This window comes from Streptomyces sp. Ag109_O5-1, assembly GCF_003814875.1.
GTDB classification, from domain to species: Bacteria; Actinomycetota; Actinomycetes; order Streptomycetales; family Streptomycetaceae; genus Streptomyces; species Streptomyces sasae.
Map to the genome: position 1 here is coordinate 8477367 of NZ_RKQF01000001.1, position 25056 is coordinate 8502422.

At 70.6% G+C, this 25056-nt stretch carries 20 protein-coding genes; 10 read left to right on the forward strand and 10 right to left on the reverse strand.

All coding sequences use genetic code 11. The features are described 5' to 3' along the window. The first annotated feature begins 75 nt into the window (after nucleotides 1–75). Nucleotides 76–1437, forward strand: a complete 1362-nt coding sequence (gene glnA, locus EDD90_RS38550; RefSeq protein ID WP_123977726.1) for a type I glutamate--ammonia ligase — start codon at nucleotides 76–78, stop codon at nucleotides 1435–1437. 228 nt (nucleotides 1438–1665) lie between these two features. On the opposite strand, the gene EDD90_RS38555 is transcribed toward glnA, so the two are convergent. From EDD90_RS38555 to EDD90_RS38580, 5 genes are all read right to left on the reverse strand, one after another. Continuing rightward, complete coding sequence (locus tag EDD90_RS38555) at nucleotides 1666–1854, reverse strand: hypothetical protein (RefSeq protein WP_123977727.1); 189 nt, start codon at nucleotides 1852–1854, stop codon at nucleotides 1666–1668. A gap of 629 nt (nucleotides 1855–2483) precedes the next feature. Next, entirely contained in the window at nucleotides 2484–3506 is a 1023-nt protein-coding gene (locus tag EDD90_RS38565) for a PD40 domain-containing protein (RefSeq protein WP_123977728.1), read from the reverse strand. Next, nucleotides 3503–4798: an MFS transporter gene (locus EDD90_RS38570; protein WP_123977729.1), complete on the reverse strand. Its 1296-nt coding sequence runs from the start codon at nucleotides 4796–4798 to the stop codon at nucleotides 3503–3505. Before EDD90_RS38570 ends, EDD90_RS38565 begins: the two co-directional genes overlap by 4 nt. A gap of 1 nt (nucleotide 4799) precedes the next feature. Next, nucleotides 4800–5672, reverse strand: coding sequence for an alkaline phosphatase family protein (locus tag EDD90_RS38575; RefSeq protein ID WP_185149654.1), 873 nt, complete (start codon nucleotides 5670–5672; stop codon nucleotides 4800–4802). A 146-nt stretch (nucleotides 5673–5818) separates the two neighbouring features. Beyond that, nucleotides 5819–6319, reverse strand: a complete 501-nt coding sequence (locus EDD90_RS38580) for a pyridoxamine 5'-phosphate oxidase family protein (protein ID WP_123977731.1) — start codon at nucleotides 6317–6319, stop codon at nucleotides 5819–5821. Nucleotides 6320–6453: 134 nt separating this feature from the next. Between EDD90_RS38580 and EDD90_RS38585 the strand changes: the two genes are divergently transcribed. Continuing rightward, nucleotides 6454–9447 (forward strand): bifunctional [glutamine synthetase] adenylyltransferase/[glutamine synthetase]-adenylyl-L-tyrosine phosphorylase, encoded by a 2994-nt coding sequence (locus EDD90_RS38585; RefSeq protein ID WP_123977732.1) that lies wholly within the window; start codon nucleotides 6454–6456, stop codon nucleotides 9445–9447. A gap of 117 nt (nucleotides 9448–9564) precedes the next feature. Here EDD90_RS38585 and EDD90_RS38590 read toward each other — a convergent pair whose 3' ends face one another. Continuing rightward, nucleotides 9565–10179, reverse strand: coding sequence for a TetR/AcrR family transcriptional regulator (locus tag EDD90_RS38590; protein ID WP_123977733.1), 615 nt, complete (start codon nucleotides 10177–10179; stop codon nucleotides 9565–9567). Nucleotides 10180–10358: 179 nt separating this feature from the next. Between EDD90_RS38590 and EDD90_RS38595 the strand changes: the two genes are divergently transcribed. Both EDD90_RS38595 and EDD90_RS38600 read left to right on the forward strand, forming a co-directional pair. Next, entirely contained in the window at nucleotides 10359–11810 is a 1452-nt protein-coding gene (locus EDD90_RS38595; RefSeq protein ID WP_123977734.1) for an APC family permease, read from the forward strand. A 64-nt stretch (nucleotides 11811–11874) separates the two neighbouring features. Continuing rightward, nucleotides 11875–13449, forward strand: a complete 1575-nt coding sequence (locus EDD90_RS38600; protein ID WP_123977735.1) for an amidohydrolase — start codon at nucleotides 11875–11877, stop codon at nucleotides 13447–13449. Nucleotides 13450–13512: 63 nt separating this feature from the next. On the opposite strand, the gene EDD90_RS38605 is transcribed toward EDD90_RS38600, so the two are convergent. Together EDD90_RS38605 and EDD90_RS38610 are read right to left on the reverse strand one after the other, a co-directional pair. Continuing rightward, nucleotides 13513–14352 carry a phosphatase PAP2 family protein gene (locus EDD90_RS38605; RefSeq protein WP_123977736.1) on the reverse strand — a complete coding sequence of 280 codons (840 nt, stop codon included), beginning with the start codon at nucleotides 14350–14352 and terminating at the stop codon, nucleotides 13513–13515. 111 nt (nucleotides 14353–14463) lie between these two features. After that, the gene (locus EDD90_RS38610; protein ID WP_260328411.1) at nucleotides 14464–15498 is read right to left on the reverse strand and encodes a LacI family DNA-binding transcriptional regulator; all 1035 of its coding nucleotides are present in this window, start codon (nucleotides 15496–15498) and stop codon (nucleotides 14464–14466) included. 384 nt (nucleotides 15499–15882) lie between these two features. Between EDD90_RS38610 and EDD90_RS38615 the strand changes: the two genes are divergently transcribed. The 5 genes from EDD90_RS38615 to EDD90_RS38635 all read left to right on the forward strand — a co-directional run bounded on the left by EDD90_RS38615 (nucleotide 15883) and on the right by EDD90_RS38635 (nucleotide 22645). Next, nucleotides 15883–17154, forward strand: coding sequence for an extracellular solute-binding protein (locus EDD90_RS38615; RefSeq protein ID WP_123977738.1), 1272 nt, complete (start codon nucleotides 15883–15885; stop codon nucleotides 17152–17154). Nucleotides 17155–17272: 118 nt separating this feature from the next. Continuing rightward, a complete protein-coding gene (locus tag EDD90_RS38620) occupies nucleotides 17273–18280 on the forward strand; it encodes a carbohydrate ABC transporter permease (RefSeq protein WP_123977739.1) in 1008 nt (335 codons plus the stop codon). Between the two features lie 13 nt (nucleotides 18281–18293). Further along, a complete protein-coding gene (locus EDD90_RS38625; RefSeq protein ID WP_123977740.1) occupies nucleotides 18294–19202 on the forward strand; it encodes a sugar ABC transporter permease in 909 nt (302 codons plus the stop codon). A gap of 240 nt (nucleotides 19203–19442) precedes the next feature. Next, on the forward strand, nucleotides 19443–21104 hold the full coding sequence (locus tag EDD90_RS38630; protein ID WP_123977741.1) for a glycoside hydrolase family 13 protein: 1662 nt from the start codon (nucleotides 19443–19445) through the stop codon (nucleotides 21102–21104). A 161-nt stretch (nucleotides 21105–21265) separates the two neighbouring features. Next, entirely contained in the window at nucleotides 21266–22645 is a 1380-nt protein-coding gene (locus EDD90_RS38635) for an alpha-amylase family protein (RefSeq protein ID WP_185149384.1), read from the forward strand. Here the strand turns inward: EDD90_RS38635 and EDD90_RS38640 are convergent. After that, nucleotides 22621–23484 (reverse strand): helix-turn-helix transcriptional regulator, encoded by an 864-nt coding sequence (locus EDD90_RS38640; RefSeq protein ID WP_123977742.1) that lies wholly within the window; start codon nucleotides 23482–23484, stop codon nucleotides 22621–22623. The genes EDD90_RS38635 and EDD90_RS38640 overlap by 25 nt on opposite strands. A gap of 87 nt (nucleotides 23485–23571) precedes the next feature. Here EDD90_RS38640 and EDD90_RS38645 point away from each other — a divergent pair, with 87 nt between their 5' ends. Beyond that, nucleotides 23572–24357: an SDR family NAD(P)-dependent oxidoreductase gene (locus tag EDD90_RS38645; protein WP_398926840.1), complete on the forward strand. Its 786-nt coding sequence runs from the start codon at nucleotides 23572–23574 to the stop codon at nucleotides 24355–24357. A 45-nt stretch (nucleotides 24358–24402) separates the two neighbouring features. Here EDD90_RS38645 and EDD90_RS38650 read toward each other — a convergent pair whose 3' ends face one another. Then, nucleotides 24403–24993 carry a DUF4232 domain-containing protein gene (locus EDD90_RS38650; protein ID WP_123977744.1) on the reverse strand — a complete coding sequence of 197 codons (591 nt, stop codon included), beginning with the start codon at nucleotides 24991–24993 and terminating at the stop codon, nucleotides 24403–24405. Between the last annotated feature and the right edge of the window lie 63 nt (nucleotides 24994–25056).

The window sequence follows — 25056 nt, forward strand, 5'->3', positions numbered from 1 at the left end:
ATGCTCGGGTGCCCGACCGCTCTCCCGTGGGACCGGGAGCACGCGGCCTGACCAGCAAGGATGGGGAAGCGGAAGATGGACAAGCAGCAGGAGTTCGTGCTCCGGACCTTGGAGGAGCGCGACATCCGGTTCGTACGCCTGTGGTTCACGGACGTGCTGGGCTTCCTCAAGTCCGTCGCCGTGGCCCCGGCCGAGCTGGAACAGGCCTTCGACGAGGGCATCGGCTTCGACGGCTCGGCGATCGAGGGCTTCGCCCGGGTCTACGAGTCCGACATGATCGCCAAGCCGGACCCGTCCACGTTCCAGGTGCTGCCGTGGCGCGCCGAGGCCCCCGGCACGGCCCGGATGTTCTGCGACATCCTGATGCCCGACGGCTCCCCGTCCTTCGCGGACCCCCGCTACGTCCTGAAGCGTGCCCTGGCCCGCACCTCGGACCTGGGCTTCACCTTCTACACCCACCCCGAGATCGAGTTCTTCCTCCTGAAGGACCGCCCGCTCGACGGCTCGCGCCCCACCCCCGCCGACAACTCGGGCTACTTCGACCACACCCCGCAGAACATCGGCATGGACTTCCGCCGCCAGGCGATCACCATGCTGGAGTCGATGGGCATCTCGGTCGAGTTCTCGCACCACGAGGGCGCGCCGGGCCAGCAGGAGATCGACCTGCGCTACGCGGACGCGCTCTCCACGGCCGACAACATCATGACGTTCCGGCTGGTCATGAAGCAGGTGGCGCTGGAGCAGGGCGTGCAGGCGACGTTCATGCCGAAGCCGTTCAGCGAGCACCCGGGCTCGGGCATGCACACGCACCTGTCCCTCTTCGAGGGCGACCGCAACGCGTTCTACGAGTCGGGCGCGGAGTTCCAGCTCTCCAAGGTCGGCCGCTCCTTCATCGCGGGCCTGCTGAAGCACGCCGCCGAGATCTCGGCGGTCACCAACCAGTGGGTGAACTCCTACAAGCGCATCTGGGGCGGCTCCGAGCGCACCGCCGGCGCCGGCGGCGAGGCCCCCTCGTACATCTGCTGGGGCCACAACAACCGCAGCGCGCTGGTCCGCGTCCCGATGTACAAGCCCGGCAAGACGGGCTCGGCGCGGGTCGAGGTCCGCTCCCTGGACTCCGGCGCGAACCCGTACCTGGCCTACGCCCTCCTCCTGGCCTCCGGCCTCAAGGGCATCGAGGAAGGCTACGAACTCCCGCCGGGCGCCGAGGACGACGTCTGGGCCCTCTCCGACGCGGAACGCCGCGCGATGGGCATCGAACCCCTCCCGCAGAACCTCGGCGAGGCCCTCACCCTGATGGAACGCAGCGACCTGGTCGCCGACACCCTGGGCGAGCACGTCTTCGACTTCTTCCTGCGCAACAAGCGCGCCGAGTGGCACGAGTACCGCTCCGAGGTCACCGCCTTCGAACTGCGGAAGAACCTGCCGGTGCTGTAGTCGCAGGTCGAAGCAGTTCCCTGGCTCTTTCCGCCCGTGGGGCCGACGGTCGCATACCGTCGGCCCCACGGCGTGCTTGAGGACGTGCGCCACGCGATCCGACAGGGGAACGTCCCTCAGCCGGACCCCGCGTGCCCGACGGGTCGGCACGGTCCCTGCGACTCTCCCGGCCACCCCCGCGCGGGAGCGCCCCGCACCGCGTGGCTGCGGGGCGCCTGGTAGTGGGGCTCAGTCGACCATCTGCCCGTCGAACCTACCGCCGCTGCAGGTGTTGTTCGCCCAGTTGACTGTTCCGCCGCCTTGCTCGCACTCACCTGGGGTGAGGCTGGCGGCGGAGGCGGTGGTGGCGCCTGTGAGGCCGAGTCCGGCGAGGGCTGCCGCGGCGATGACGGCGGCGAGGATTCGTCGAATGCGCATGTGGTTCGCCTTTCACGGATTGCCTCGGTTGGGACACTAATCAGCTTGATGTTCACCCATGTGGGCGACACATCATGTTGGGCCGTTCGGGTGACATTGCTGCCGGGCGCCGGGCCGGTGACGCGACCCGTAGGACAGGCCCTGGCGGGCGGTGCCGCGCATGGCCACCTCACGGTCCCGTTCTCAGCCCCAGTAGCGGACCGGCAGCGGAAAGCCGCAGGTCACGCGGTATGACGCGAGCCCGCTGTACATCTGCCGAGGCGGGCCGCCTTCGGCTTCCCGGCCGCCGGCCGGACGTCGCCGCCACCACAGGTCGGCACGCCACTGCCGATTACCGGCGAACGGATCCGGCAGCGTGCGCCGGGCATACCTGGCGTCCGGAGCGCGCACTCTGCGTCTCAGCTCCGTCCGGGGCCTGGGAGGCAACTGCCGCAAGACCTCATCGAGGACGTCGCGGGCGTGCCGCACGTCATCGAAGGAACAGCCACGGCACGAACACTCCGCGTCCTGGGGATAGAGCGGCCGTCGCCCCGGTGCTCGCAGAAACGCTCGGTACCGCCGCAGAGCATGGCGGACGGTTACTCCGACGACCCGCCATTCTGAGTCCATCGCCCACCGTGGGCCGCTCGTCAAGAGACCGTGAACGTCGGCGACACCGCCGAGACGCTGATGCGCTGTGGCTTGCCCGTGCCGTTCGCCGGGAGTTCGTACAGGTCCGCTCCGTAGTCGCCCGGGAGGGCGTAGACGACCGTGTGCGTGTCCTTCCACACCGCCTGGTCGTCCACGCTCCGGGGCTCCGCCAACGGCGTCTCGCGCATCGTCTTCAGGTCCAGGACGTACAGGTGCCAAGGGGCGTCCTTGGGGAGGCCCTTCACCCGCTTCTTGTACGCGACGCGCGTGCCGTCGGGGGAGAGGGAGGGGCATTCGACGTTCTGGTGGAGGGTGGTGAGGGTGCGGGTGCGCAGGTCGCCCCGGACCAGATAAGTCGAGCCCTTCGTCGCCAGCGTCGCGTAGAAGGTGTTGTCGTCCGAAGCGAACGTCACGCCCCAGAAGTTGACGTCCGCCGACTGATAGGCCTTGCCGTCCTTGCGGATGCGGAACGCCTCCAGCGACGGGATGTAGGCCCCCGTGCGCGTGTCCACGATCGCCGTGCGGGTGGAGAAGTTCGTGCCCGCGTAGGAGTCGCCTCCGACGAACGCCGTCCAGGCCGCGTAGCGGCCGGACGGGGAGACCCGGGCCCGGGAGGGGATGCCCGGGACGTCGTAGTGGGCCGTCGTGTGCAGCTTCGCGTCCAGGATCAACGCGCGGTAGGTGTCCGAGACCGGGCCGTGGACCGCCTGGAGGCAGACGCCCGTGCCCGAGGCGGCGTAGAAGCGGAGACACTTGACGCCGGAGGCGGTGCGGGGGCCGGACGGGGCGGACGCCGGGGTCGTGGTCAGTTCGTCGCGGTGCGGGCCCCACGCCATGTTGCGGAAGATCATGCGGCCCGGGGCCGTGAGGGTCACCGTTCCCGGTGTGATCTTCGGGCCGCCCGCCTGGGTGTGGTCGCGGCGCTCCGCCCGCGCGGACGCGTGTAGCACGGAGGCCAGGGCTATCGCCGCCAGGACGGCCAGCGCCGAGGCGAGGATCAGGATGCGGGACCTCAGGGTCATACGGCTGTCTCCCGGGAGGGGCGGAAGGTGAGTGCGTATGCGGCGCAGACCGCCAGCGCCGCCGTCGACACCAGCAGCGCCGTACGGTCGCCCCACAGCGTCCACGCCGCGCCGAACGCCAGCGAGCAGGCGAAACGCGCCCCCGCCTGCCCCGTCTGAACCAGCGCCAGGCCAGACGAGCGCAGCGCCTCGGGCACGCTGTCCGACGCGACCGCCATCAGCACCCCGTCGGTCGCCGCGTAGAACGTGCCGTGCAGCGCCAGTACCGCGTACGGCAACCCCGTACCGTGCCAGGACGTGAGCAGCAGCGCGTAGGCCAGGAGCAGGGCGCCGTGGCCGGCCAGGAAGACGCGCCAGCGGCCCCAGCGGTCGGCCAGCCGGCCCAGGGGCACGGCCAGGAGGAGGAAGGCCGCCGCCGTGCCGAGGGGGAGGAGAGGGAACCAGCCGTCGGGGACGCCGAGGCGCCGTTGCAGCAACAGGTACACGAAGGAGTCGCTCACCGTCGCGAGGCCCAGGAGCAGGGCGCAGACGGTGACGCGGCGCAGACCGCGGTCGGACAGGAGGCCCAGGGCCGCTCGCAGCGTGGGGCGCGCCTCCACGGCAGCCGTCCGGGAGCGTTCACCCGGTACGGACGTCCCGGAGCGGCCGCCCGGTACGAACAGCACCAGGACCAGCACCCCGAGCACCGCCACGCAGAAGCTCACCGTGAACACCGCGTCGTAGCCGTCCACCGTCGCCCGGAGGATGAGGAACGCGGCCAGGGGGCCGAGCAGGGCGCCCGCCGTGTCCATCGCGCGGTGGACGCCGAAGGCACGGCCGCGGCTCTCCGGGGTGCTGGAGAGCGAGATCAGGGCGTCCCGGGGAGCCGTGCGCAGGCCCTTGCCCGTGCGGTCCGCCGCCAGGATCAGGCCGATGGGAGTGAGGGTGTGGGCGACCAGCAGCAGGGGTTTGCAGAGTGCAGAGAGGGCGTAGCCCGCGCCGGCCACCCACTTGTGCCGGCCGCCGCCCCGGTCGGCCAGATGGCCGCCGACCAGTCGTACGACCGCCGAGAAGCCGTTGTAGACGCCGTCCAGGAGGCCGAAGCCCAGCGGGGACAGGCCGAGGCCCGTCACCAGGTACAGCGGGAGGACCGCCGTCACCATCTCGGAGGAGACATCCGTGACCAGGCTGACCGTGCCGAGGGCGAGGACGGTGGGGGCGATCGTGGAGCGGTACCGCCCGGCCGTCGCGGGCCGGGCGGTACCTTCCACGGACGCCGTCGGAGTGCTCGCGCGGCTGTCCGCTACGTACACGTCAGGACGTCCAGATCCCGGTGATGTCGGAGGCGGACGCCGCGTTGCCCGCGTGCGCGGTCAGGCCCTGGCTGTCCTCCAGGGTGCGCAGCAGGTCGTAGTGGTCGTAGGTGGCGGAGGAGGAAGAGCCGGCGGTGACGGGCTGGCCGTAGAGGACCGTCGGGATGCGGTTGCCGGCGAGGCGGTTGTCCTCGTCCATGGTGACGACCAGCAGGCTGTTGTGGGTCTTGGCCCAGGTGGCGTACGCGCCCAGGTTGTTCTTCAGCCAGGTGTCACCGGTGGACACCGAGCAGTCGTGCATGTCGCTGCACAGGTTCGGGGTCACGAAGGACAGCTGGGGGAGGGTGGAGTAGTCGGTCGGGAACTGGGCGAACGTTTTCGCGGACGACGTCGGTACGTTGCTGAAGCCGAACCACGGGTTGTGCTTCTGCGCGTACTTGCCGCTGCTGCACGTGGTCGAGCCCTGGCTGGGCAGGGTCTCGTTGTAGCTGGCCCAGGTGCGGCCGGCCGCGAGCTGCTCGGAGGCGAGGTTGGCGGCGGAGGAGAAGCCGGGCGTGACGCAGCTGTCGTCGGTGATGCCCTGCGTGGAGCCCGAGAACATCGCGTAGTAGTTGGGCTGGCTCGGGTGGGTCTCGGCGTACATCTGAGTCAGGTTGGCGCCGCCGGAGACCAGCGAGTTGATGTACGGGGCGCTGGAGGAGCCGATGACCTGGCTGTACGCGTGGTTCTCGAAGACCACGACGATCACGTGGTCCGGGGTCGGTACGGCACTCGCGGCGTGCGCGGACGTGCTGCCGAACCCGGTCCACAGGCCGACCGCGGCCGCGGTGAAGGCGGTCGCGGACGCCACTGCCGTACGGGCTCGGCGCAGCATCCCGGAGCGTGCGGAACTGCCGGACACATCAACCTCCGTGCTGGAGATGGGGAGGGGTGGGGGTGGTGCCGGTGCGCACTGAGCATGCGCACGCCAATAATCCCTCGCCCCACCGCACCTGACCAGACGGATGAAGAGCGGGTGAACTACTCCCACTTCGTCTGGCTGAAGGGCTCCCCCTTGCCGAAGCCGAGCACCTTGCGCGGCCGCACCGCGAAGACCAGGGCCCGGCCCGGGCCGTGCCGGAAGTGGCCGTCCGCCACCTCGTAGTGCCAGAACGGGCCGTACTTCGCCTCCCAGGCCGCCGCCAGCTCGCGCAGCCGCTCGTCGTCGGCGACCCGCACCGCCTCGCCCTCGACGGTGACGTCGTACCCCTCGGTCCAGCTGTTGGTGCCGGTCGTCAGGACGACATGCGGGTTCCCGCCGAGGTTGAGCGCCTTGCGCTCGCCGGGGCCGGTGCCGAAGTGCAGCGCCCCGTCGTGCCACACCGCGAGGAGCGGAGTGACATGCGGGCGCCCGTCCGGCCGTACCGTCGAGATCCAGAACAGCTCGGATTCCGTCAGTACCTTCTCCGCTTCGGACCAGTCGTGCGCCGAGGTGCCCTCGCTGCTGTAACGGGCGTCCAGCACGCCCTGGGGTTCACGCATGATGCCTCCCCTGGCCGGTTACCCGTACAGACCGCGATCCCGCGTGAAACTCATCGGTGCTCGTGACAGCCCCTGCGGTTAGGCTCTGGCGTGGACGACCTTGATCCGATTCCCGTTCCGAGGGGAGGCCGCGGATGACGCCGGGGCGCAGGAGCAGCACCTTCACGCGACTGCTACGGCACGGCTTCACCGATGCCTCGGCCGCCGAGCGGCTCCTGGACAGCGCCGAGCTGGTACCCGTCCGGGACGACCCGTTCCTCCTGGAGGCGCTCGGTGCCACCGCCGACCCGGATCTCGCCCTGCACAGTCTGGTACGGCTCGTGGAGGCCCAGTCCGGCCACACCGCCCGCCAGGAACTCCTCGACACCCTGATAGCGGCCAAGCCGCTGCGGGACCGGCTGCTCGGTGTCCTCGGCGCCTCCGCCGCGCTCGCCGACCACCTGGCCCGGCACCCGCGCGACTGGGAGGCCCTGGTCACCTACGAGCCCCGGGACCTGCACCCGGGCGTGGCGGAGTTCGAACGCGGCCTGGCCGAGGCCACCGACCCGATCTCCCTCCGGGTCGCCTACCGGCGCTGTCTGCTGTCCATCGCCGCCCGGGACGTGTGCGGCACCACCGATGTCGCCCAGACCGCCGCCGAACTCGCCGACCTGGCCACCGCCACCCTGCGCGCCGCCCTCGCCCTCGCCGAGAAGGCCGCGCCCGAGGACGCCGCCGTCTGCCGGCTCGCGGTGATCGCCATGGGCAAGTGCGGCGGCCATGAGCTGAACTACGTCTCCGACGTCGACGTCATCTTCGTCGGCGAGGCAGTGGACGGCGCCGACGAGTCCAAGGCGCTCCGGTCCGCCACCAAGCTGGCCTCGCACATGATGCGGATCTGCTCGGAGACGACGGTGGAGGGGTCCATCTGGCCCGTCGACGCCAACCTCCGCCCCGAGGGCCGCAACGGCCCCCTCGTCCGCACCCTCAGCAGCCACGTCGTCTACTACCAGCGGTGGGCCAAGACCTGGGAGTTCCAGGCCCTGCTCAAGGCCCGCCCGGTCGCCGGCGACCTCGACCTGGGCGCGGAGTACGTCGCCGCGCTCGACCCCCTGGTCTGGAAGGCCGCCGAGCGCGACAACTTCGTGGTCGACGTGCAGAAGATGCGCCGCCGGGTGGTGGAGAACATCCCCGCCGCCGAGATCGACCGCGAGCTCAAGCTCGGCCCCGGCGGCCTGCGGGACGTCGAATTCGCCGTGCAGCTGCTGCAGTTGGTGCACGGCCGGGCCGACGCCTCACTGCGCAGCGGTACCACCCTGGACGCCCTGCAGGCGCTGGCGGCCGGCGGTTACGTGGGCCGCGCCGACGCCCTTCAGCTCGACGACGCCTACCGCTTCCTGCGCTCCATGGAACACCGCATCCAGCTCTACCGGCTGCGCCGCACCCACCTCGTCCCCGAGGACGAGGCCGACCTGCGCCGCCTCGGCCGCTCGCTCGGCCTGCGCACCGACCCGGTGACCGAGCTGATCCGCGAGTGGAAGCGGCACACGGGTGTCGTACGACGCCTGCACGAGAAGCTCTTCTACCGCCCGCTGCTCGACGCCGTCGCCCAACTCGCCCCCGGCGAAGCCCGGTTGAGCGCCGAGGCAGCCCGGGAACGCCTTGAGGCCCTCGGCTACACCGACCCGGCCGCCGCCCTGCGCCACCTGGAGGCCCTCGCCTCCGGCGTCACCCGCAAGGCCGCGATCCAACGCACCCTGCTGCCCGTCCTGTTGGGCTGGTTCGCCGACTCCGCCGACCCGGACGCGGGCCTGCTGAACTTCCGCAAGGTGTCCGACGCCCTCGGCAAGACCCCTTGGTATCTACGGCTGTTGCGGGACGAGGGGGCCGCCGCCGAGAACCTCGCCCGGGTGCTGTCCGCCGGCCGCCTCGCCCCCGACCTGCTGATGCGCGCCCCCGAGGCGGTCGCCCTGCTCGGCGACGGTGACAGCTCAGGCCTGGATCCGCGCGGCCGCGCCCACCTGGAGCAGGAGATCCTCGCCGCCGTCGGCCGCGCCGAGAACGCCGAGGACGGGGTACGGGCGGCGCGCGGTGTGCGCCGCCGCGAGCTGTTCCGTACGGCCGCCGCCGACATCGTCGACTCCTACGGCACCGAGACCAAGCCCGCCGAGGCCGACCAGGGCGCCCTGGTGGACCGGGTCGGCGCCGCGGTCTCCGACCTCACGGCGGCGACCCTGGCCGGCACACTGCGGGCGGTCGTCCGCGAAGGCTGGGGCGACACCCTGCCGACGCGGTTCGCGATGATCGGCATGGGCCGGTTCGGCGGGCACGAACTGGGCTACGGCTCCGACGCGGACGTCCTGTTCGTGCACGAGCCCCGGGACGGCGTGGACGAGCGGGAGGCGTCCGAGGCGGCGAACAAGGTGGTCGCCGAGATGCGCCGGCTGCTCCAGGTCCCCAGCGCCGACCCGCCGCTGCTCATCGACGCCGACCTGCGGCCCGAAGGCAAGTCCGGGCCGCTGGTGCGCACGCTCAAGTCCTACGAGGCGTACTACCGCCGCTGGTCCCTGGTGTGGGAGTCGCAGGCCCTGCTGCGGGCCGAACCCGTCGCCGGGGACGAGGAGCTGGGGCGCCGGTTCATCGAGCTGGTCGATCCGCTGCGGTATCCGGCGGAGGGGCTCGGGGACGAGGCGGTCCGCGAGATCCGGCGGCTGAAGGCACGGATGGAGTCGGAGCGGCTGCCCCGCGGGGCCGACCCCAAGCTGCACACCAAGCTCGGGCCGGGCGGGCTGTCCGACGTCGAGTGGACCGTGCAGTTGCTGCAACTGCGGCACGGGTGGGCCGAGCCGGGGCTGCGGACCACCCGGACACGGGAGGCGCTGGCCGCGGCGCAGGCGGCGGGGCTGCTGGGGGCCGAGGAGGCCGGGATACTGGACGAGGCCTGGGTGCTGGCCACGCGGGTGCGCAACGCCGTGATGCTGGTGCGGGGGCGGGCCGGCGACACGTTTCCTTCCGTGAGCCGGGAGTTGGCTGCGGTGGGGCGGTATCTGGGGTACGGGGACGGGCATGCGGGGGACATGCTCGATGCGTATCGGCGGACTGCGCGTCGGGCAAGGGCCGTTGTGGATGAGCTCTTCTACGGAGCTTAGGGAGTAGCGGTTTTCGGGGCGGTGGCTGTCTCGTTTCGGGTGCGGGCGGGTGGGGGTTGCTCGCGCCCACGCGGCGGAGCCGCAAATGTCAGGGCCCCGCGCCCCTGACGGGGCGCTTCAAGCCGGGGGCGCTGCGAGCAGCGTTCTTGCATGGTTCATCAAGCCCGTCAGTCCTACCTCGAAGGCTCGGTCCGCTCTGCCTGGGCCCACCGCTGCCAGGGCCTCGGCCAGGTGCGGGGTCGGGGTCTGTGCCGTCAGTTCCCACATCGTCTCCGGGGCCGCCAGGTCCAGTGCCGAGCCCAGGACCAGGTTCTCCAGGGCGATCAGCAGCGGCATCACGTCCGCCGGGGCGAAGCCCGCGGCCAGCAGCAGAGTGACCGCGCGCTCGTACTGCTCCAGGACCCGGGGCGCGCGCACCGGTGAGGTCATCAGGAGCGGGATCGTCCTCGGGTGGGCGGCGAACGCGGCCCGGTAGGAGCGGGCCCAGGACTCCAGCGCGGTGTCCCAGGGGGCCAGGTCCAGGGTCGTCGGGTCGATCGCGGACGCGACCCGCTCGCGCAGCAGCTCGACTATGCCGTCGCGGCCGTCCACGTGGTGATACAGCGAGCCGGCCTGCGTGCCGAGCCGCTTCGCGATCTGCGGGACGCTGAAGTCGCCCTGCTCGTCCACGAGTTGCAGCGCCGTCGTGGTGATCCGCTCCCGGTCGAGGAGCGGGGTGCGCGGCCGTCCCATCTGTGTGCTCTCCCCTGAAGGTGTGAAACGGGTCTTCCCGGATGTCCAGGAGGAGGCTACATTGCCAAAACCGAAAGGCTTTAGATTTACGGGTCCGGGGCAGTTCCTGCCCTGGTAGCGCCGGTCATCCCGCACGCCCGGAACCCTCCCGTCCGTCGCGCTCGAAGGGCTCCCCCTCCATGTCCGTCACCGCTCGCGAGGAGAGCACGCCACCCGCCGTGGCCACTCTCCGCTCCGGCTCGCTCGGCACCGCCGACATCGCCTTCTTCGTCATCTCCGCCGCCGCCCCGCTCACCGTCATGGCGGGCGTCGCCCCCCTCGCGGTCCTGCTCGGCGGCATCGGCGCCCCGGCCGGCTACCTCATCGCCGGCATCACCCTCGCCGTCTTCGCCGTCGGCTTCACCACCATGAGCCGGCACATCAGGAGCGGCGGCGCGTTCTACGCGTACATCACCCGCGGCCTGGGCCGCCCCGTCGGCATCGGCGCCGCGCTGCTCGCGCTGATCGGCTACAACGGCATGGAGATCGGCGTCTACGGCCTGCTCGGCAGCGCGGGCCGGGACACCGCGCAGGCCCTGTTCGGCGTCGACGTCCCCTGGCTGCCGATCGCCCTCGCCGGGCTGCTCCTCATCGGCTACGGCGGCTACCGCTCCATCGAGTTCGGTGCCAAGGTGCTGGGCGTGCTGCTGCTCGCCGAGACCGGGATCCTCGTGCTGCTCGCGGGCGGGGTGCTGGTCAAGGGCGGCGCGCACGGACTCTCGGCCGCGTCCTTCGCCCCGAACCACGTCTTCGTCTCCGGTACCGCGGTCGTCCTGGCCTTCGCCTTCGCGGCCTTCACCGGCTTCGAGTCCACCGTCATCTACCGCCGCGAGGCCCGCGACCCCGAGCGCACGGTCCCGCGCGCCACCTATGCGGCCGTCGCCTTCCTCGGCCTCTTCTACGCCTTCATGGTGTGGATCGTCATCCAGGCCTTCGGCAACGCGGACGTCGTCGCGGCCGCAGCCAAGGACCCCGGCGGACTCTTCTTCACCGCCATCACCACCTATGTCGGCGGCTGGGCGTCCGACCTGATGCACGTCTTCATCGTGACCAGCATCATCGCCTCGCTCCTCGCCTTCCACAACGCCATCAACCGGTACGGCCTCGCGCTCGCCGAGGAGGGCGTGCTGCCGAAGTCGCTGGGGACCATCCACCCCCGGCACCGCTCCCCGTACGTGGCCGGCATCGCGCAGACCGTGGTCGGCCTGGTGGTCGTGCTCGGCTTCTGGGCGGCGGGCGCGGACCCGTACGGACAGCTGCTGCTGTGGGTCAACACCCCGGGAATGATCGGCCTGTTCGTGCTCCAGCTGCTGGCCGCGATCGCCGTGCCCTGTTACTTCCGGCGGGTCCGGCACGAGGAGGGCACGCTGCGCACCGTGGTCGCCCCGAGCGTCGCCGCCGTACTGCTGGCCACCGCCATAGGACTGGTCATCACCCATATCGACCTGTTCACCGGCGCCTCCACCACCGTCAACACAGTGCTGATCGTCATCGCACCGGCCGTCTTCGTCGCGGGCCTCGGCCTCGCGTGGTGGCTGCGCCGCGAACGGCCCGCCCTGTACGCGGAGTTCGCCGCGGAGCCCGCCGAATAGCCCCGCCGAACAGGCCTGCCGCCCGCCTGTCGGACCCCTACCGGACAAAGGAGTTCACCCCGTCATGACCGCCGCCCCCGACCTGATCCTCACCGGCGCCGAGGTCCGCACCCTCGACCCCGGCCGGCCGTACGCCACCGCCGTCGCCGTACGCGACGGGCTGATCGCCGCCGTCGGCGAGGACCGCGACGTACGCGACTGGCGGGGGCCCGGCACGGAGGTGGTGGCGCTGGCGGGCGCGCATCTGGTGCCCGGCCTGGTGGACGCGCACAGCCACCCGGTGTGGGGTCTGGACATGGCGACCGGCGTGGACCTGTCGGGGGTGACCGGTTTGGCGGGTCTGAAGGCGGCGCTGGCCGGTGCCGGGCGGATCGACGGATGGGTGATCGGCTTCGGACTCGACCACAACGCGTTCGAGGGCCGGCCCGTCGACCGGGCGCTCGTCGAGGACGTACTCGGCGGCGCGCCGGCCTTCCTGAGGCTGTACGACGGCCACTCCGCGCTCGCGACCGGCGCGGCGCTGGCCGCGGCGGGTGTGACGGGCGCGCGGGACTTCGAGCAGCGGTCGGAGGTCGTGTGCGACGCCGGGGGGAGGCCCACCGGGCACCTCGTCGAGCACGCGGCGATGCAGCTGGTCGAGCGGGCGATGCCCCGCCCGTCGTACACGGCCCGGCGGAGACGGCTGGTCGAACTCCTCGGCGCGATGGCGGCGACCGGGCTGACCGGGGCGCACGTCATGGACGCGGGGGACGCGGAGCTGGTCGGGTCGGTGGCCGAGGAGACCGTCCTGCCGTTGCGGCTGCGCTTCGCGCCCTGGTGCATGCCGGGGATCGACGAGGCCGGGCTGAAGGAACTGGTCGCGGCGCAGGGGAGGGGCGGGCGGCACTGGGTGGTCGACGGGGTCAAGTTCTTCATGGACGGAACGGTGGAAGGCGGCACCGCCTGGCTGGAGCACGCGGACTGCCACGGGCAGGGGACGGAGGCGTTCTGGCCCGACCCCGAGGCGTACGGGGCCGCCGTACGGCAGCTGCACGCGGCCGGGGTACGGACGGCGACGCACGCGATCGGGGACGCGGCGGTACGCCATGTGCTGGACGTGGTGGCGGGGCTGGGTCCCGGTGGCGCGGGCCGGCACCGCGTCGAGCACATCGAGACGGCGCCGGACGCGCTGCTGCCGCGGTTCGCGGAGCTGGGGGTGGCCGCGTCGATGCAGCCACCGCACACCGCGTACACCAGGGCCGACGGTACGGACGAGTGGTCCCGCCGGCTGGGCGCCGGCCGTGCCGGGCACGCCTGGCGTCTGCGCGACCTGCGCGACGCGGGTGCGACGGTCGCCCTGGGCTCGGACTGGCCGATCGCCCACTACGACGTACGCACCGTCCTGGCCACCGCGCGCGCACCGAGGGGCGCGGCGTCGGCCCGGGCGGGCCTGACCGGCCTGGAAGCCCTGGAGGGCTGCACGAGCCACGCGGCACGGGCGGCGGGAGAGGCGGAGACGGCGGGCCGCATCGCGGTGGGCCACCGCGCCGACCTGACGGCGTTCGCCCTGGACCCGGTCCGGGCACCGGCGGACGAGCTGGCGGAGACACCGGTAAGAGTGACGGTGACCGGGGGACACGTGATTCACCGGGGAGAGTGACGGGACGCCGCCGGCGGGCGCTTTCCCCCGCCTGGGCCGGCGCAGCCGCCCGTACGCACCGCCTCAGCTGCCCGTGGGGTCCGGCGTCGGCTGGGGCGGTGCGTACGGGACGGCTCCGTACCAGAGCCGGGCCAGCGCGAAGCCGAAGGTCAGGCACAGTGTGCCGCCCACCGCGTCCAGCCAGAAGTGGTTGGCGGTCGCCACGATCACCAGCAGGGTCGTCGCGGGGTAGAGGAGGCCCAGCAGCCGTGCCCACGGCACCGATGCCAGGGCGAAGACCGTCAGGCCGCACCACAGGGACCAGCCGATGTGCATCGACGGCATCGCCGCGTACTGGTTGGACATGTGCTTCAGGTCGCCGGAGGCCATGGAACCCCAGGTGTGGTGGACCGTCACCGTGTCGACGAAGCCGCCGTCCTTCATCAGCCGTGGCGGGGCGAGAGGGAACAGGTAGTAGCCGAGGAGGGCCACGCCTGTCGTCGTGAAGAGGGCGAGGCGGGCCGCCGCGTAGCGGCCGGGGTGGCTGCGGTAGAGCCACACCAGCACACCCAGCGTCACCACGAAGTGTAGCGTCGCGTAGTAATAGTTTATGCCGATGATCAGCCAAGTTGCCGAGTTCACGGCGTGGTTGACCGACTCCTCCACGGCGATGCCCAGCCGGTGCTCGGAGTTCCAGATCCAGTCCGCGTTGCGCAGCGCCTGCGCCTTCTGCTCCGGGACCGCGTTGCGGATCAGCGAGTAGATCCAGTAACTCACCGCGATCAGCAGGATCTCGAACCACAGCCGGGGCCGGCGCGGGGTGCGCAGCCGGCGCACGAACCCCTGTGCTCCCTCACCCGTGACGGTCCGCGGAAGGGTCTGCTGTGCGCGACCTTCCGGCTCTGTCACGGTCGAGTCACTCATAGCCACAGAGTCTGCCAGAAAAGACGTATGCGACAGATCATCCCAAGGGTGGGATCACCGCGCATGTTCTACCGCAGGGGTTCTACAGCGGACGGAGTACCTCGCCGGAACTCAGGGACGGTTGCGGTCCCCGGGTGCCGACGCCGTTGAACCGCGTACCACCAATTCCGGCATGAAAACAAACTCGCTGTGCGGGGCCGGCGTACCGCCGATCTCCTCCAGCAGGGTGCGCACCGCGGCCTGGCCCATCGCCGGCACCGGCTTGCGGATCGTGGTGAGCGGCGGGTCGGTGAAGGCGATCAGCGGGGAGTCGTCGAAGCCGACCACCGAGACGTCCCGGGGGACGTCGAGGCCGCGCTGCCGGACCGCCCGTATCGCACCGAGGGCCATCATGTCGCTCGCGCAGACGATCGCCGTGCAGTTCCGGTCGATCAGGGCGGTGGTGGCCGCCTGGCCGCCCTCCAGGGTGTAGAGGGAGTGCTGGACCAGCTCACGCTCGATCACGTCCGCGGCCAGGCCCAACTGGTCCTGCATGGCCCGGACGAAGCCCTCGATCTTGCGCTGCACGGGGACGAAACGCTTGGGGCCCAGGGCGAGGCCGATCCGGGTGTGGCCCAGGGAGGCGAGGTGGGTGACGGCCAGCGTCATCGCGGCCCGGTCGTCCGGCGAGATGAACGGCGCCTGCACCTTCGGCGAGAACCCGTCCACCAGGACGTACGGCACGCCCTGCGCCCGCAGTCGCTCGTAGCGCTGCATGTCGGCGGTGGTGTCCGCGTGGAGCCCGGAGACATAGATGATGCCCGCGACCCCGCGGTCCACCAGCATCTCGGTCAGCTCGTCCTCCGTGGACCCGCCGGGGGTCTGCGTGGCGAGCACGGGGGTGTAGCCCTGTCTGGTCAGCGCCTGCCCGATGACCTGGGCCAGGGCCGGGAATATCGGGTTCTCCAGCTCCGGGGTGATCAGGCCGACCAGGCCCTCGCTGCGCTGCCGCAGCCGCACCGGGCGCTCGTAGCCGAGCACGTCGAGCGCGGCGAGCACGGACTGGCGGGTGGTGGCGGCGACGCCCGGCTTCCCGTTGAGGACCCGGCTGACGGTCGCCTCGCTCACCCCCGCCTGCGCTGCGATGTCGGCAAGCCGTGTGGTCACGGCACTGGACTGTACCGGTCGTATCTCTCCTTGCACACCAATCGGGCGCCTGATGCGGCCTGGGGGGCGGCCCGGGGCGGGCTGCTGCGTCATCGCACTCCCTCATGAAACGTGACGGCAAGAGCTTGCAGAGTCTTGCACAAGTCGCCCCCGTAGCGCTCTACCGCCGTAAACAAGCGTCTCGCGGCGGTCGCCGACAGGTCACGCCCGGATAACTTCGGCGACTTCTTGCACTTTTTTTCTGCAAGGTCTTTCGTAAGGGTTGCATCGCTGTTACGTTCCCTGACGCCCGGCCGCCGCAGCAACGGCGCAGTCGGCACGACAGCGGGAACGGCGGACGGGGCCGCTCCCGCATCACACGGGCTTAACCCTCAAGGAGAACTCATGCGGCGTGGCATAGCGGCCTCCGCACTGGTGGCGTCCCTCGCCCTCACGGCGACGGCGTGCGGCGGGAGCGGTAGCGACAGCAAGTCGGACGGCCCGGTCACCATCACCTGGTGGGACACCTCCAACGCCACCAATGAGGCACCGACGTACAAGGCCTTGGTCAGCGAGTTCGAGGCCGCCAACAAGGACATCAAGGTCAAGTACGTCAACGTCCCCTTCGACCAGGCGCAGAACAAGTTCGACACCGCCGCCGGCTCCACCGGCGCCCCGGACGTGCTGCGCTCCGAGGTCGGCTGGACCCCCGCCTTCGCCAAGAAGGGCTACTTCCTGCCGCTGGACGGCACCGAGGCCCTGGCGGACAAGGACAAGTTCCAGTCCAGCCTGATCACGCAGGCCCAGTACGACGGCAAGACGTACGGCGTGCCGCTGGTCACCGACACCCTCGCGCTCGTCTACAACAAGGCGATCTTCGCCAAGGCCGGCATCACCACGCCGCCCAAGACCTGGGACGAGCTGAAGGCCGACGCCTCCAAGATCGACGCCAAGGAGAACGTCTACGGCTACTGGGGCTCCACCCAGGCCTACTACGCCCAGACCTTCCTCTACGGCGAGGGCACCGACACCGTCGACGCCTCCGCCAAGAAGATCACCGTCGACTCGGACGCCGCGAAGAAGGCCTACGGCACCTGGCTGAGCCTCTTCAAGGGCCAGGGCCTGCACAAGGCCGACACCACCGCCGACGCCTACGCCCACATCCAGGACGCGTTCCTCAACGGCCAGGTCGGTGCGATCATCCAGGGCCCCTGGGAGATCACGAACTTCTACAAGGGCAAGGCGTTCGCCGACAAGTCCAACCTCGGCATCGCCACGATCCCGGCCGGCTCCACCGGCAAGTCGGGCGCCCCGACCGGCGGCCACAACCTCTCGGTCTACGCCGGCTCGGACTCCGCCCACCAGAAGGCGGCCCTCAAGTTCGTCAACTTCATGACCTCCGCCAAGTCGCAGACGGAGATCGCCCTGAAGAACTCCACGCTGCCCACCCGCGAGGACGCCTACACCGCCGAGGTCAAGGCCGACCCGGGCATCGCCGGCTACCAGAGCGTGCTCTCCGCCGCCCAGCCGCGCCCCGCGCTGCCCGAGTACAGCTCCCTGTGGGGCCCGCTGGACATCGAGCTGCCGAAGATCGCCGGTGGCAAGGAGTCCCTCGACACCGGCCTGAGCAACGCCGAAGTGGCCATCGCCAAGCTGGTGCCGGACTTCAGCAAGTGACAAGCAAGTGACAGCCGTGGCCGCCGGATCCTCCTGCGAGCAAGGGGACGGATCCGGCGGCCACCGGCCCGCGCCCAGCCACTTCTCAGAGCCGTAGAACTTCCAGAAGGTGTCGAACATGACAGTCGCCATCGACCGCGCCACCGGCAAGCGCCGCGGTGACCGCGCGCCACGGCCCGGGCTGGGCCAGCGCCTCAAGCACAGCTACCAGAAGTACTGGTACGCGTACGCGATGATCGCCCCCGTGGTGATCGTCCTCGGCGTCCTCGTGCTCTACCCCCTGGTGTACGGCCTCTACCTGACGCTCACCGACGCCAACAGCCTGAACACCGCGCGCACGATCGGCGTCAACCACATCGACGCCACCTACAAGTTCATCGGCCTGGACAACTACAAGGACATCCTGTTCGGCCCGCTGTCCTACGACCGCTTCTGGTCGCACTTCATCTGGACCGTCGCCTGGACGGCCCTGTGCGTCGCCCTGCACTACACCATCGGCCTCGGCCTCGCCCTGCTGCTCAACCAGAAGCTGCGCGGGCGGACCCTCTACCGGCTGCTGCTCATCGTGCCGTGGGCCGTACCCACCTTCGTCACCGTCTTCGGCTGGCGCATCATGCTCTCCGACGGCGGCATCATCAACTCCTTCCTGCACATGCTGCATCTGCCGCAGCCGTCCTGGCTGGAGGACACCTTCTGGCAGCGGTTCGCCGCCATCATGGTCAACACCTGGTGCGGTGTGCCGTTCATGATGATCTCGCTGCTCGGCGGACTGCAGTCCATCGACGCCTCCCTGTACGAGGCCGCCGAGATGGACGGCGCGAGCGCCTGGCAGCGCTTTAGGTACGTCACCGTGCCGGGCCTGAGGTCCGTCAGCTCCACCGTCGTACTCCTCGGCATCATCTGGACCTTCAACCAGTTCGCCGTCATCTTCCTGCTGTTCGGTCCGACCTCGGCCCCGGACGCCCAGATCCTCGTCACCTGGGCCTACTACCTCGGCTTCGGACAGCAGCCGCGCGACTTCGCGCAGTCGGCCTCCTACGGCATCCTGTTGCTGGCCGTCCTGATCGTCTTCACCTCGTTCTACCGCCGCTGGCTGAACCGCAACGAGCAGCAGCTCGCGATCTGAGGCAGGAGTTCCCATGAGTACGACCACTGTCGAGACCTCCGCCGCGGTGACCGACGACGGCCCGGCGCGGCGCCCCCGCAGGATCCGGGGCAGGGAAGAGCGCAGCCTCGCGGCGTCCCTCGCCTCCCACGGCATCCTCATCGCCGGGAGCGTCGTCGCGCTCTTCCCGGTCGGCTGGCTCGTCTTCCTGTCCCTCGGCCCGGACGAGGACGACTACCTCCACCCGGGCGGCATCTGGAAGAAGATGACGTTCGACAACTACTCGTTCGTCCTGCAGCACACGAGCTTCTTCGACTGGCTGAAGAGCTCCCTGATCGTCTCGCTCGGCACCACCGTGCTCGGCGTCCTGGTCGCCGCCACCACCGGGTACGCGGTCTCCCGGATGCGCTTCCCGGGCTACCGGAAGTTCATGTGGGTGCTCCTGGTCACCCAGATGTTCCCGGTGGCCGTCCTCATGGTGCCGATGTACCAGATCCTGTCCGACCTCGGACTCATCGACAGCTACCTCGGCCTGATCCTCGTCTACTGCTCGACGGCGGTCCCGTACTGCGCGTGGCTGCTCAAGGGCTACTTCGACACCATCCCGTTCGAGATCGACGAGGCCGGCCGTGTCGACGGGCTGTCCCCCTTCGGGACGTTCGCGCGGCTGATCCTGCCGCTGGCCAAGCCGGGGCTCGCGGTCGCCGCGTTCTACAGCTTCATCACCGCGTTCGGCGAGGTCGCCTTCGCCACGACGTTCATGCTGGACGACCAGAAGTACACGCTGGCCGTCGGCCTGCAGACGTTCATCAGTGAGCACGACGCCCAGCGCAACCTCATGGCCGCGACGGCGGTGCTGATCGCGATACCAGTCTCCGTGTTCTTCTACCTCGTGCAGAAGAACCTGGTCGCGGGGCTCACCGCGGGCGGCACGAAGGGCTGACGCGGGGCGCTGCCGCGATGGGCCGTGTTTCGTCTGCGGCGCCGTTGTGGCTGGTCGCGCAGTTCCTCCCCCAGCCTTCGGCCGGGGGTACCCCCAGCGCCCCTGACGGGGCGCCATGACTCCCGTGCGCCCGAACGCGCGGGGTGGCGGCCGTGGTCTTCATCCGACCCCGCTGTGACCACGGCCGCCTCAACACCCACCTCTGACCCGATGACCCTGTTACGACGCATCAAGGACGCCATGAGCCAGCAGCAATCCGCCGCACCGGCCCCCGTCACCGCCACCGTCGCCAAACGGCGCGACTGGTGGCGGGACGCGGTGATCTACCAGGTCTATCCGCGCAGCTTCGCCGACAGCAACGGTGACGGGATGGGCGACCTGGAGGGCGTACGTTCCAGACTTCCTTATCTGCGTGACCTCGGCATCGACGCCGTCTGGCTCAGCCCCTTCTACGCCTCCCCGCAGGCCGACGCCGGCTACGACGTCGCCGACTACCGGGCCGTGGACCCGATGTTCGGCAATCTGCTCGACGCGGACGCGCTGATCCGGGACGCCCATGGACTGGGTCTGCGGATCATCGTCGATCTGGTGCCCAACCACTCCTCGGACCAGCACGAGTGGTTCAAGCGGGCGTTGGCGGAGGGCCCCGGCTCGCCGTCGCGCGACCGGTACCACTTCCGCCCGGGGAAGGGCGAGAACGGCGAACTCCCGCCCAACGACTGGGAGTCCATCTTCGGCGGACCCGCGTGGACCCGGGTGGCCGACGGTGAGTGGTACCTCCACCTCTTCGCCCCCGAGCAGCCCGACTTCAACTGGAACCACCCGGCCGTCGGCGACGAGTTCCGCTCCATCCTGCGCTTCTGGCTGGACATGGGCGTGGACGGCTTCCGTATCGACGTGGCCCACGGCCTGGTCAAGGCTGAGGGCCTCCCGGACCTCGGCGGCGCCGACCAGCTCAAGCTGCTGGGCAACGATGTCATGCCGTTCTTCGACCAGGACGGTGTGCACGAGGTCTACCGGCAGTGGCGGCACGTCCTCGACGAGTACGCCGGTGAGCGCATCTTCGTCGCCGAGGCGTGGACTCCGACCGTCGAGCGCACCGCGAACTACGTCCGCCCGGACGAGCTCCACCAGGCCTTCAACTTCCAGTACCTGAGCACGGAGTGGGACGCCGCCGAGCTCCGCAAGGTCATCGACCGCACCCTGGAGGCGATGCGCCCCGTCGGCGCCCCCGCCACCTGGGTGCTGTCCAACCACGACGTCACCCGGCACGCCACCCGCTTCGCCAACCCGCCGGGACTGGGTACCCAGATCCGTACCGCGGGGGACCGGGACCTCGGCCTGCGCCGGGCCCGCGCGGCGACCCTGCTGATGCTCGCGCTGCCCGGCTCCGCGTATGTCTACCAGGGCGAGGAGCTCGGCCTCCCGGACGTCGTCGACCTGCCCGACGAGGTCCGCCAGGACCCCGCGTACTTCCGGGGCGCGGGCCAGGACGGCTTCCGCGACGGCTGCCGGGTGCCGATCCCGTGGACGCGCGAGGGCTCGTCGTACGGCTTCGGAGGCGGGGGCAGTTGGCTTCCGCAGCCCGCCAGTTGGGGCGAGCTGAGCGTGGAGGCGCAGTCGGGGGTGGCCGGTTCGACGCTGGAGCTGTACCGTTCCGCGCTGAGCGTCCGCCGTACGCAGCCCGACCTCGGCGCGGGCGAGTCGGTGGAGTGGCTGCGCGTCCCCGAGGGCGTACTCGCCTTCCGGCGCGGGGAGTTCGTGTGCGTCGCGAACACCAGCGGAGAGTCGGTGACGACTCCGGCGTACGGCCGGGTGCTGCTCGCCAGCGGTGAGCTGACGGAGGCCGACGGCGAGGCGAAGGTGCCGGCCGACACGACCGTGTGGTGGACGACCGCCTGACAGTCGTCTGACGGACCGTCACTCGGTAACTTCTTGCAGCAACTTCACGGGGCCCGCTACCCAACTGGGTGGCGGGCCCTTAACATCTGCGCAACCGCAAGGTTTCAGCAAGGTTTCTGCAAGAGCTTCAGTACGGCCTTCAACGGCGAAGGAACCCCCACATGGCACGCAAGACCCTCGCGGCAGCGGCAGCGCTGGCCGCAGCCACCTCTGTCATTGTCATGACCCCGACCGTCGCGGACGCCTCCCCGCCCGGCACCAAGGACGTCACCGCCGTCCTCTTCGAGTGGAACTACGGCTCGGTCGCCAAGGAGTGCACCAACACCCTGGGCCCCGCGGGCTACGGATACGTCCAGGTCTCCCCGCCCGCCGAGCACATACAGGGCTCGCAGTGGTGGACGTCCTACCAGCCGGTGTCGTACAAGATCGCGGGCCGCCTCGGCGACCGCACCTCCTTCCAGAACATGGTCAACACCTGCCACGCGGCGGGCGTGAAGGTGGTCGTCGACACCGTCATCAACCACATGTCGGCGGGCAGCGGCACCGGCACCGGCGGCTCCTCGTACACCAAGTACAACTACCCCGGCCTGTACTCCTCCTACGACTTCGACGACTGCACCTCCCTCGTCTCCGACTACTCCGACCGCTGGAACGTCCAGCACTGCGAACTCGTCGGCCTCGCCGACCTGGACACCGGCGAGGAGTACGTCCGCAAGACCATCGCCGGCTACATGAACGACCTGCTCAGCCTCGGCGTCGACGGCTTTCGGATCGACGCGGCCAAGCACATCCCGGCCGAGGACCTCGCCAACATCAAGACCCGGCTGACCAACCCGTCCGTGTACTGGAAGCAGGAGGTCATCTACGGCGCCGGAGAGGCCGTCCAGCCCACCGAGTACACCGGCAACGGCGACGTCCAGGAATTCCGCTACGCCTACGATCTCAAGCGCGTCTTCAACAACGAGAGCCTCGCCTACCTGAAGAACTACGGCGAGGGCTGGGGGTACATGAGCAGCTCGGTCGCCGGGGTCTTCGTCGACAACCACGACACCGAGCGCAACGGCAGCACTTTGAACTACAAGGACGGTGCCAACTACACGTTGGCCAACGTCTTCATGCTCGCCTACCCGTACGGCGCTCCGGACATCAACTCCGGCTACGAATGGTCGGACGCCGACGCCGGACCGCCCAACAACGGTGTCGTCAACGCCTGTTGGCAGGACGGCTGGAAATGCCAGCACGCCTGGCCGGAGATCATCCGCATGGTCGCCTTCCGTAACGCGGTGCGCGGCGAGTCGGTGACCAACTGGTGGGACGACGGAGACGACGCGATCGCCTTCGGACGGGGCGCGAAGGGCTATGTCGCCATCAACCACGAGTCGGGCTCGCTGACCCGCACCTACCAGACGTCGCTGCCGGCGGGTACGTACTGCAACGTGCAGAACAACACGAGCGTGACCGTGAACGGCTCCGGGCAGTTCACCGCCACCCTCGGCAGCAACACGGCCCTCGCGATCTACGCCGGGAAGCCGACCTGCTGATCCATCCGCTGCGTCCCGATGACGGCCAGCAGACGCAGCGCCTCCTCCGACGGTGAGCCCGGAGTGGCGGTGTAGATCACGACCTGCTGGTCCCGTTCGGTGATGTCGAGGGCATCGCAGTTCACGGTGACCGGGCCCACCACCGGGTGCTGGAAGGTCTTGCACAGGGTGGGCTCGGCGGACACGTCGTGCGACTCCCACAGCCGACGGAACTCCTCGCTCCCGGCGAGGAGCTCGGCCACCAGCCCGGTCACCTCCGGCGAGTCGGGGTAGCGGGCGGCGACGGCCCGCAGCCGCTGTGCCGAGAGCCGTGCGAAGGCGTCGACGTCCGACACCCCGTACAGCCTGCTGCCTTCCGGGCGCGGGGTCAGGAAGGCCCGGCGTACCAGGTTCCGGTCGCGCGGCGGCAGCGCGGAGAAGTCCTCCATGAGGGCGGCGGCGAGGTCGTTCCAGGCCAGCACTTCGAAGGTCGCGGACGTCACGAAGGCCGCGGCCTGCGGCAGCCGGCGCAGCAGGTCCAGAAGGCTCTGCCGCACCTCGCGCGAGGGCCCGGGCGGCGGTCCCGGAGGCGCCCCGGCGAGGTGATGGAGATGCCCGCGCTCGGCGTCCGACAGCCGCAGCGCCCGCGCCAGCCCGCCCAGCACCTCCCGCGACGGACGCGGTCCCCGGGCCTGTTCGAGCCGCGTGTAGTACTCGGTCGAGATGAACGCCAGCTGCGCCACCTCCTCGCGCCGCAGCCCCGGCGTACGGCGCCGCGGGCCACGCGGCAGCCCCACCTCGGCGGGGGAGATCCGCTCACGCCGGCTGCGCAGGAACGCCGCGAGTTCTTGCCTGTCCATGCCCTTCAGTGTGCGCCGGGCGCCCGAGCCCATCCAGGTACCGCCGGTGCCTGGATGAGCCGTGGGCCCGGGCCCAGGCTCGAAGCCATGGAAAACACTGCGCTCACCCACCAGGGCCTGCTGACCGGCAAGGTCGCCTTCGTCACCGGCGCCGGCCGCGGCATCGGCGCGGCCGCCGCCCGGCTCTTCGCCCGCGAGGGCGCCCGGGTCCTGCTGGCGGCCCGCACGGAGGAACAGCTCAAGACGGTCACCGAGGAGATCCGCGCGGCGGGCGGCACCGCGGACTACACGGTCTGCGACCTGGCCGACGCGGCGAGCGTCCGCGCCGCCGTCGACCGCACCGTGGAGGTCTACGGCCGCCTCGACATCGCCTTCAACAACGGCGCGATCGGCCAGCACCACCCCGGCCCCGTGGACGAACTCCCGGAGGCCGAGTTCGACCACCTCACCGCCGTCAACCTCAAGGGTGTCTGGCTGGCCATGACCGCCGAGGTCGCCGCCATCCGCGCCACCGCGGGCACCGGCGCCATCGTCAACAACTCCTCCATCGGCAGCCTGCGCGCCAACCCCGTCCTGCCGGTCTACGGCGCCCTGAAGCGCGCCGTCAACAGCCTCACCGAGTCGGCCGCCGTCACGTACGGCCCCGAGGGCATCCGCGTCAACGCCGTCGCCCCGGGTGGCACGCTCACCGAGATGATCCGCGACTGGGAGGCGGCCACCCCCGGCGTCATCGACCACATAAAGTCCGTGTCGCCCCTGCGCCGCATGGCCGCCCCCGAGGAAATAGCCGAGGCCGCCGCGTGGCTCCTGAGCGACCGGGCCTCCTTCGTGTCGGGCGCGATTCTGCAGGTGGACGGGGGAGCGGGCGCATGAGAGGCCGCCACCGGGACCCCGGTGGCGGCCCGCCCGGCCGTGAGGTCACGGCGTGACGTCGATGTGCCTGGACAGCGCTGTGACGGAGAGGTCGCCGTGGTCGACCCACTGGGGGAACGCCAGCGTCTTGTGCTTGGTCGAGGCGGGCGGGGTGATCTCCAGGTAGGAGGCGTGCACCGCGCCCGAGGTGCCGGTGTTGGCGTGGGTCCAGGCGACGACGGCCTCGGCGCTCTGGCCGTCCTTGAGGACCAGGGTCTTCTTGCCCGGGTCCTTGGCGTACCAGGTGTTGCCCCAGTGCGTGTGGGTCGTGATCGCCTTGTGCGCGGAGTTCTCCAGGCCCAGGCCCGGGTAGCCGCGCAGCGCACAGGTCTTCCCGCTGAGGTTGCGCAGCCTGATGACGACACCCTGGTGGTTCATGCCGCCGGCGAGCCCTTGGCCGAAGGTGGCCTTGAGCGCGGCGGCGGAGCAGGTGGGCGTGGCCTCGGCGGTGCTCGGGCCCGCGGCCTCGGCGGTACCGGCCCAGGCGAGCCCCAGGCCGGCGACGGCCGCCGCGGCGAGCACCGTACGGCCGAGCCTGCGGCCGGTGCGGTGCCGGGTGGTGGTGGACAGGTCGGTGGTGTTCCGGTGTGCGTTCACGGTGACAGTGCTCCACTCGCGCTCCGAGGCGCGGGCCGCGGCGTGCGGCCCGCGCCGGCTTTG

Coding starts and splice junctions, on each gene's coding strand:
- EDD90_RS38645 (WP_398926840.1), top strand. CDS start 23,572: ATGGAAAACACTGCGCTCACCCACCAGGGCCTGCTGACCGGCAAGGTC.
- EDD90_RS38640 (WP_123977742.1), bottom strand. CDS start 23,484: ATGGACAGGCAAGAACTCGCGGCGTTCCTGCGCAGCCGGCGTGAGCGG.
- EDD90_RS38580 (WP_123977731.1), bottom strand. CDS start 6,319: ATGCGTGAACCCCAGGGCGTGCTGGACGCCCGTTACAGCAGCGAGGGC.
- EDD90_RS38620 (WP_123977739.1), top strand. CDS start 17,273: ATGACAGTCGCCATCGACCGCGCCACCGGCAAGCGCCGCGGTGACCGC.
- EDD90_RS38630 (WP_123977741.1), top strand. CDS start 19,443: ATGAGCCAGCAGCAATCCGCCGCACCGGCCCCCGTCACCGCCACCGTC.
- EDD90_RS38615 (WP_123977738.1), top strand. CDS start 15,883: ATGCGGCGTGGCATAGCGGCCTCCGCACTGGTGGCGTCCCTCGCCCTC.
- EDD90_RS38635 (WP_185149384.1), top strand. CDS start 21,266: ATGGCACGCAAGACCCTCGCGGCAGCGGCAGCGCTGGCCGCAGCCACC.
- EDD90_RS38590 (WP_123977733.1), bottom strand. CDS start 10,179: ATGGGACGGCCGCGCACCCCGCTCCTCGACCGGGAGCGGATCACCACG.
- EDD90_RS38605 (WP_123977736.1), bottom strand. CDS start 14,352: ATGAGTGACTCGACCGTGACAGAGCCGGAAGGTCGCGCACAGCAGACC.
- glnA (WP_123977726.1), top strand. CDS start 76: ATGGACAAGCAGCAGGAGTTCGTGCTCCGGACCTTGGAGGAGCGCGAC.
- EDD90_RS38555 (WP_123977727.1), bottom strand. CDS start 1,854: ATGCGCATTCGACGAATCCTCGCCGCCGTCATCGCCGCGGCAGCCCTC.
- EDD90_RS38575 (WP_185149654.1), bottom strand. CDS start 5,672: ATGCTGCGCCGAGCCCGTACGGCAGTGGCGTCCGCGACCGCCTTCACC.
- EDD90_RS38625 (WP_123977740.1), top strand. CDS start 18,294: ATGAGTACGACCACTGTCGAGACCTCCGCCGCGGTGACCGACGACGGC.
- EDD90_RS38565 (WP_123977728.1), bottom strand. CDS start 3,506: ATGACCCTGAGGTCCCGCATCCTGATCCTCGCCTCGGCGCTGGCCGTC.
- EDD90_RS38595 (WP_123977734.1), top strand. CDS start 10,359: ATGTCCGTCACCGCTCGCGAGGAGAGCACGCCACCCGCCGTGGCCACT.
- EDD90_RS38600 (WP_123977735.1), top strand. CDS start 11,875: ATGACCGCCGCCCCCGACCTGATCCTCACCGGCGCCGAGGTCCGCACC.
- EDD90_RS38585 (WP_123977732.1), top strand. CDS start 6,454: ATGACGCCGGGGCGCAGGAGCAGCACCTTCACGCGACTGCTACGGCAC.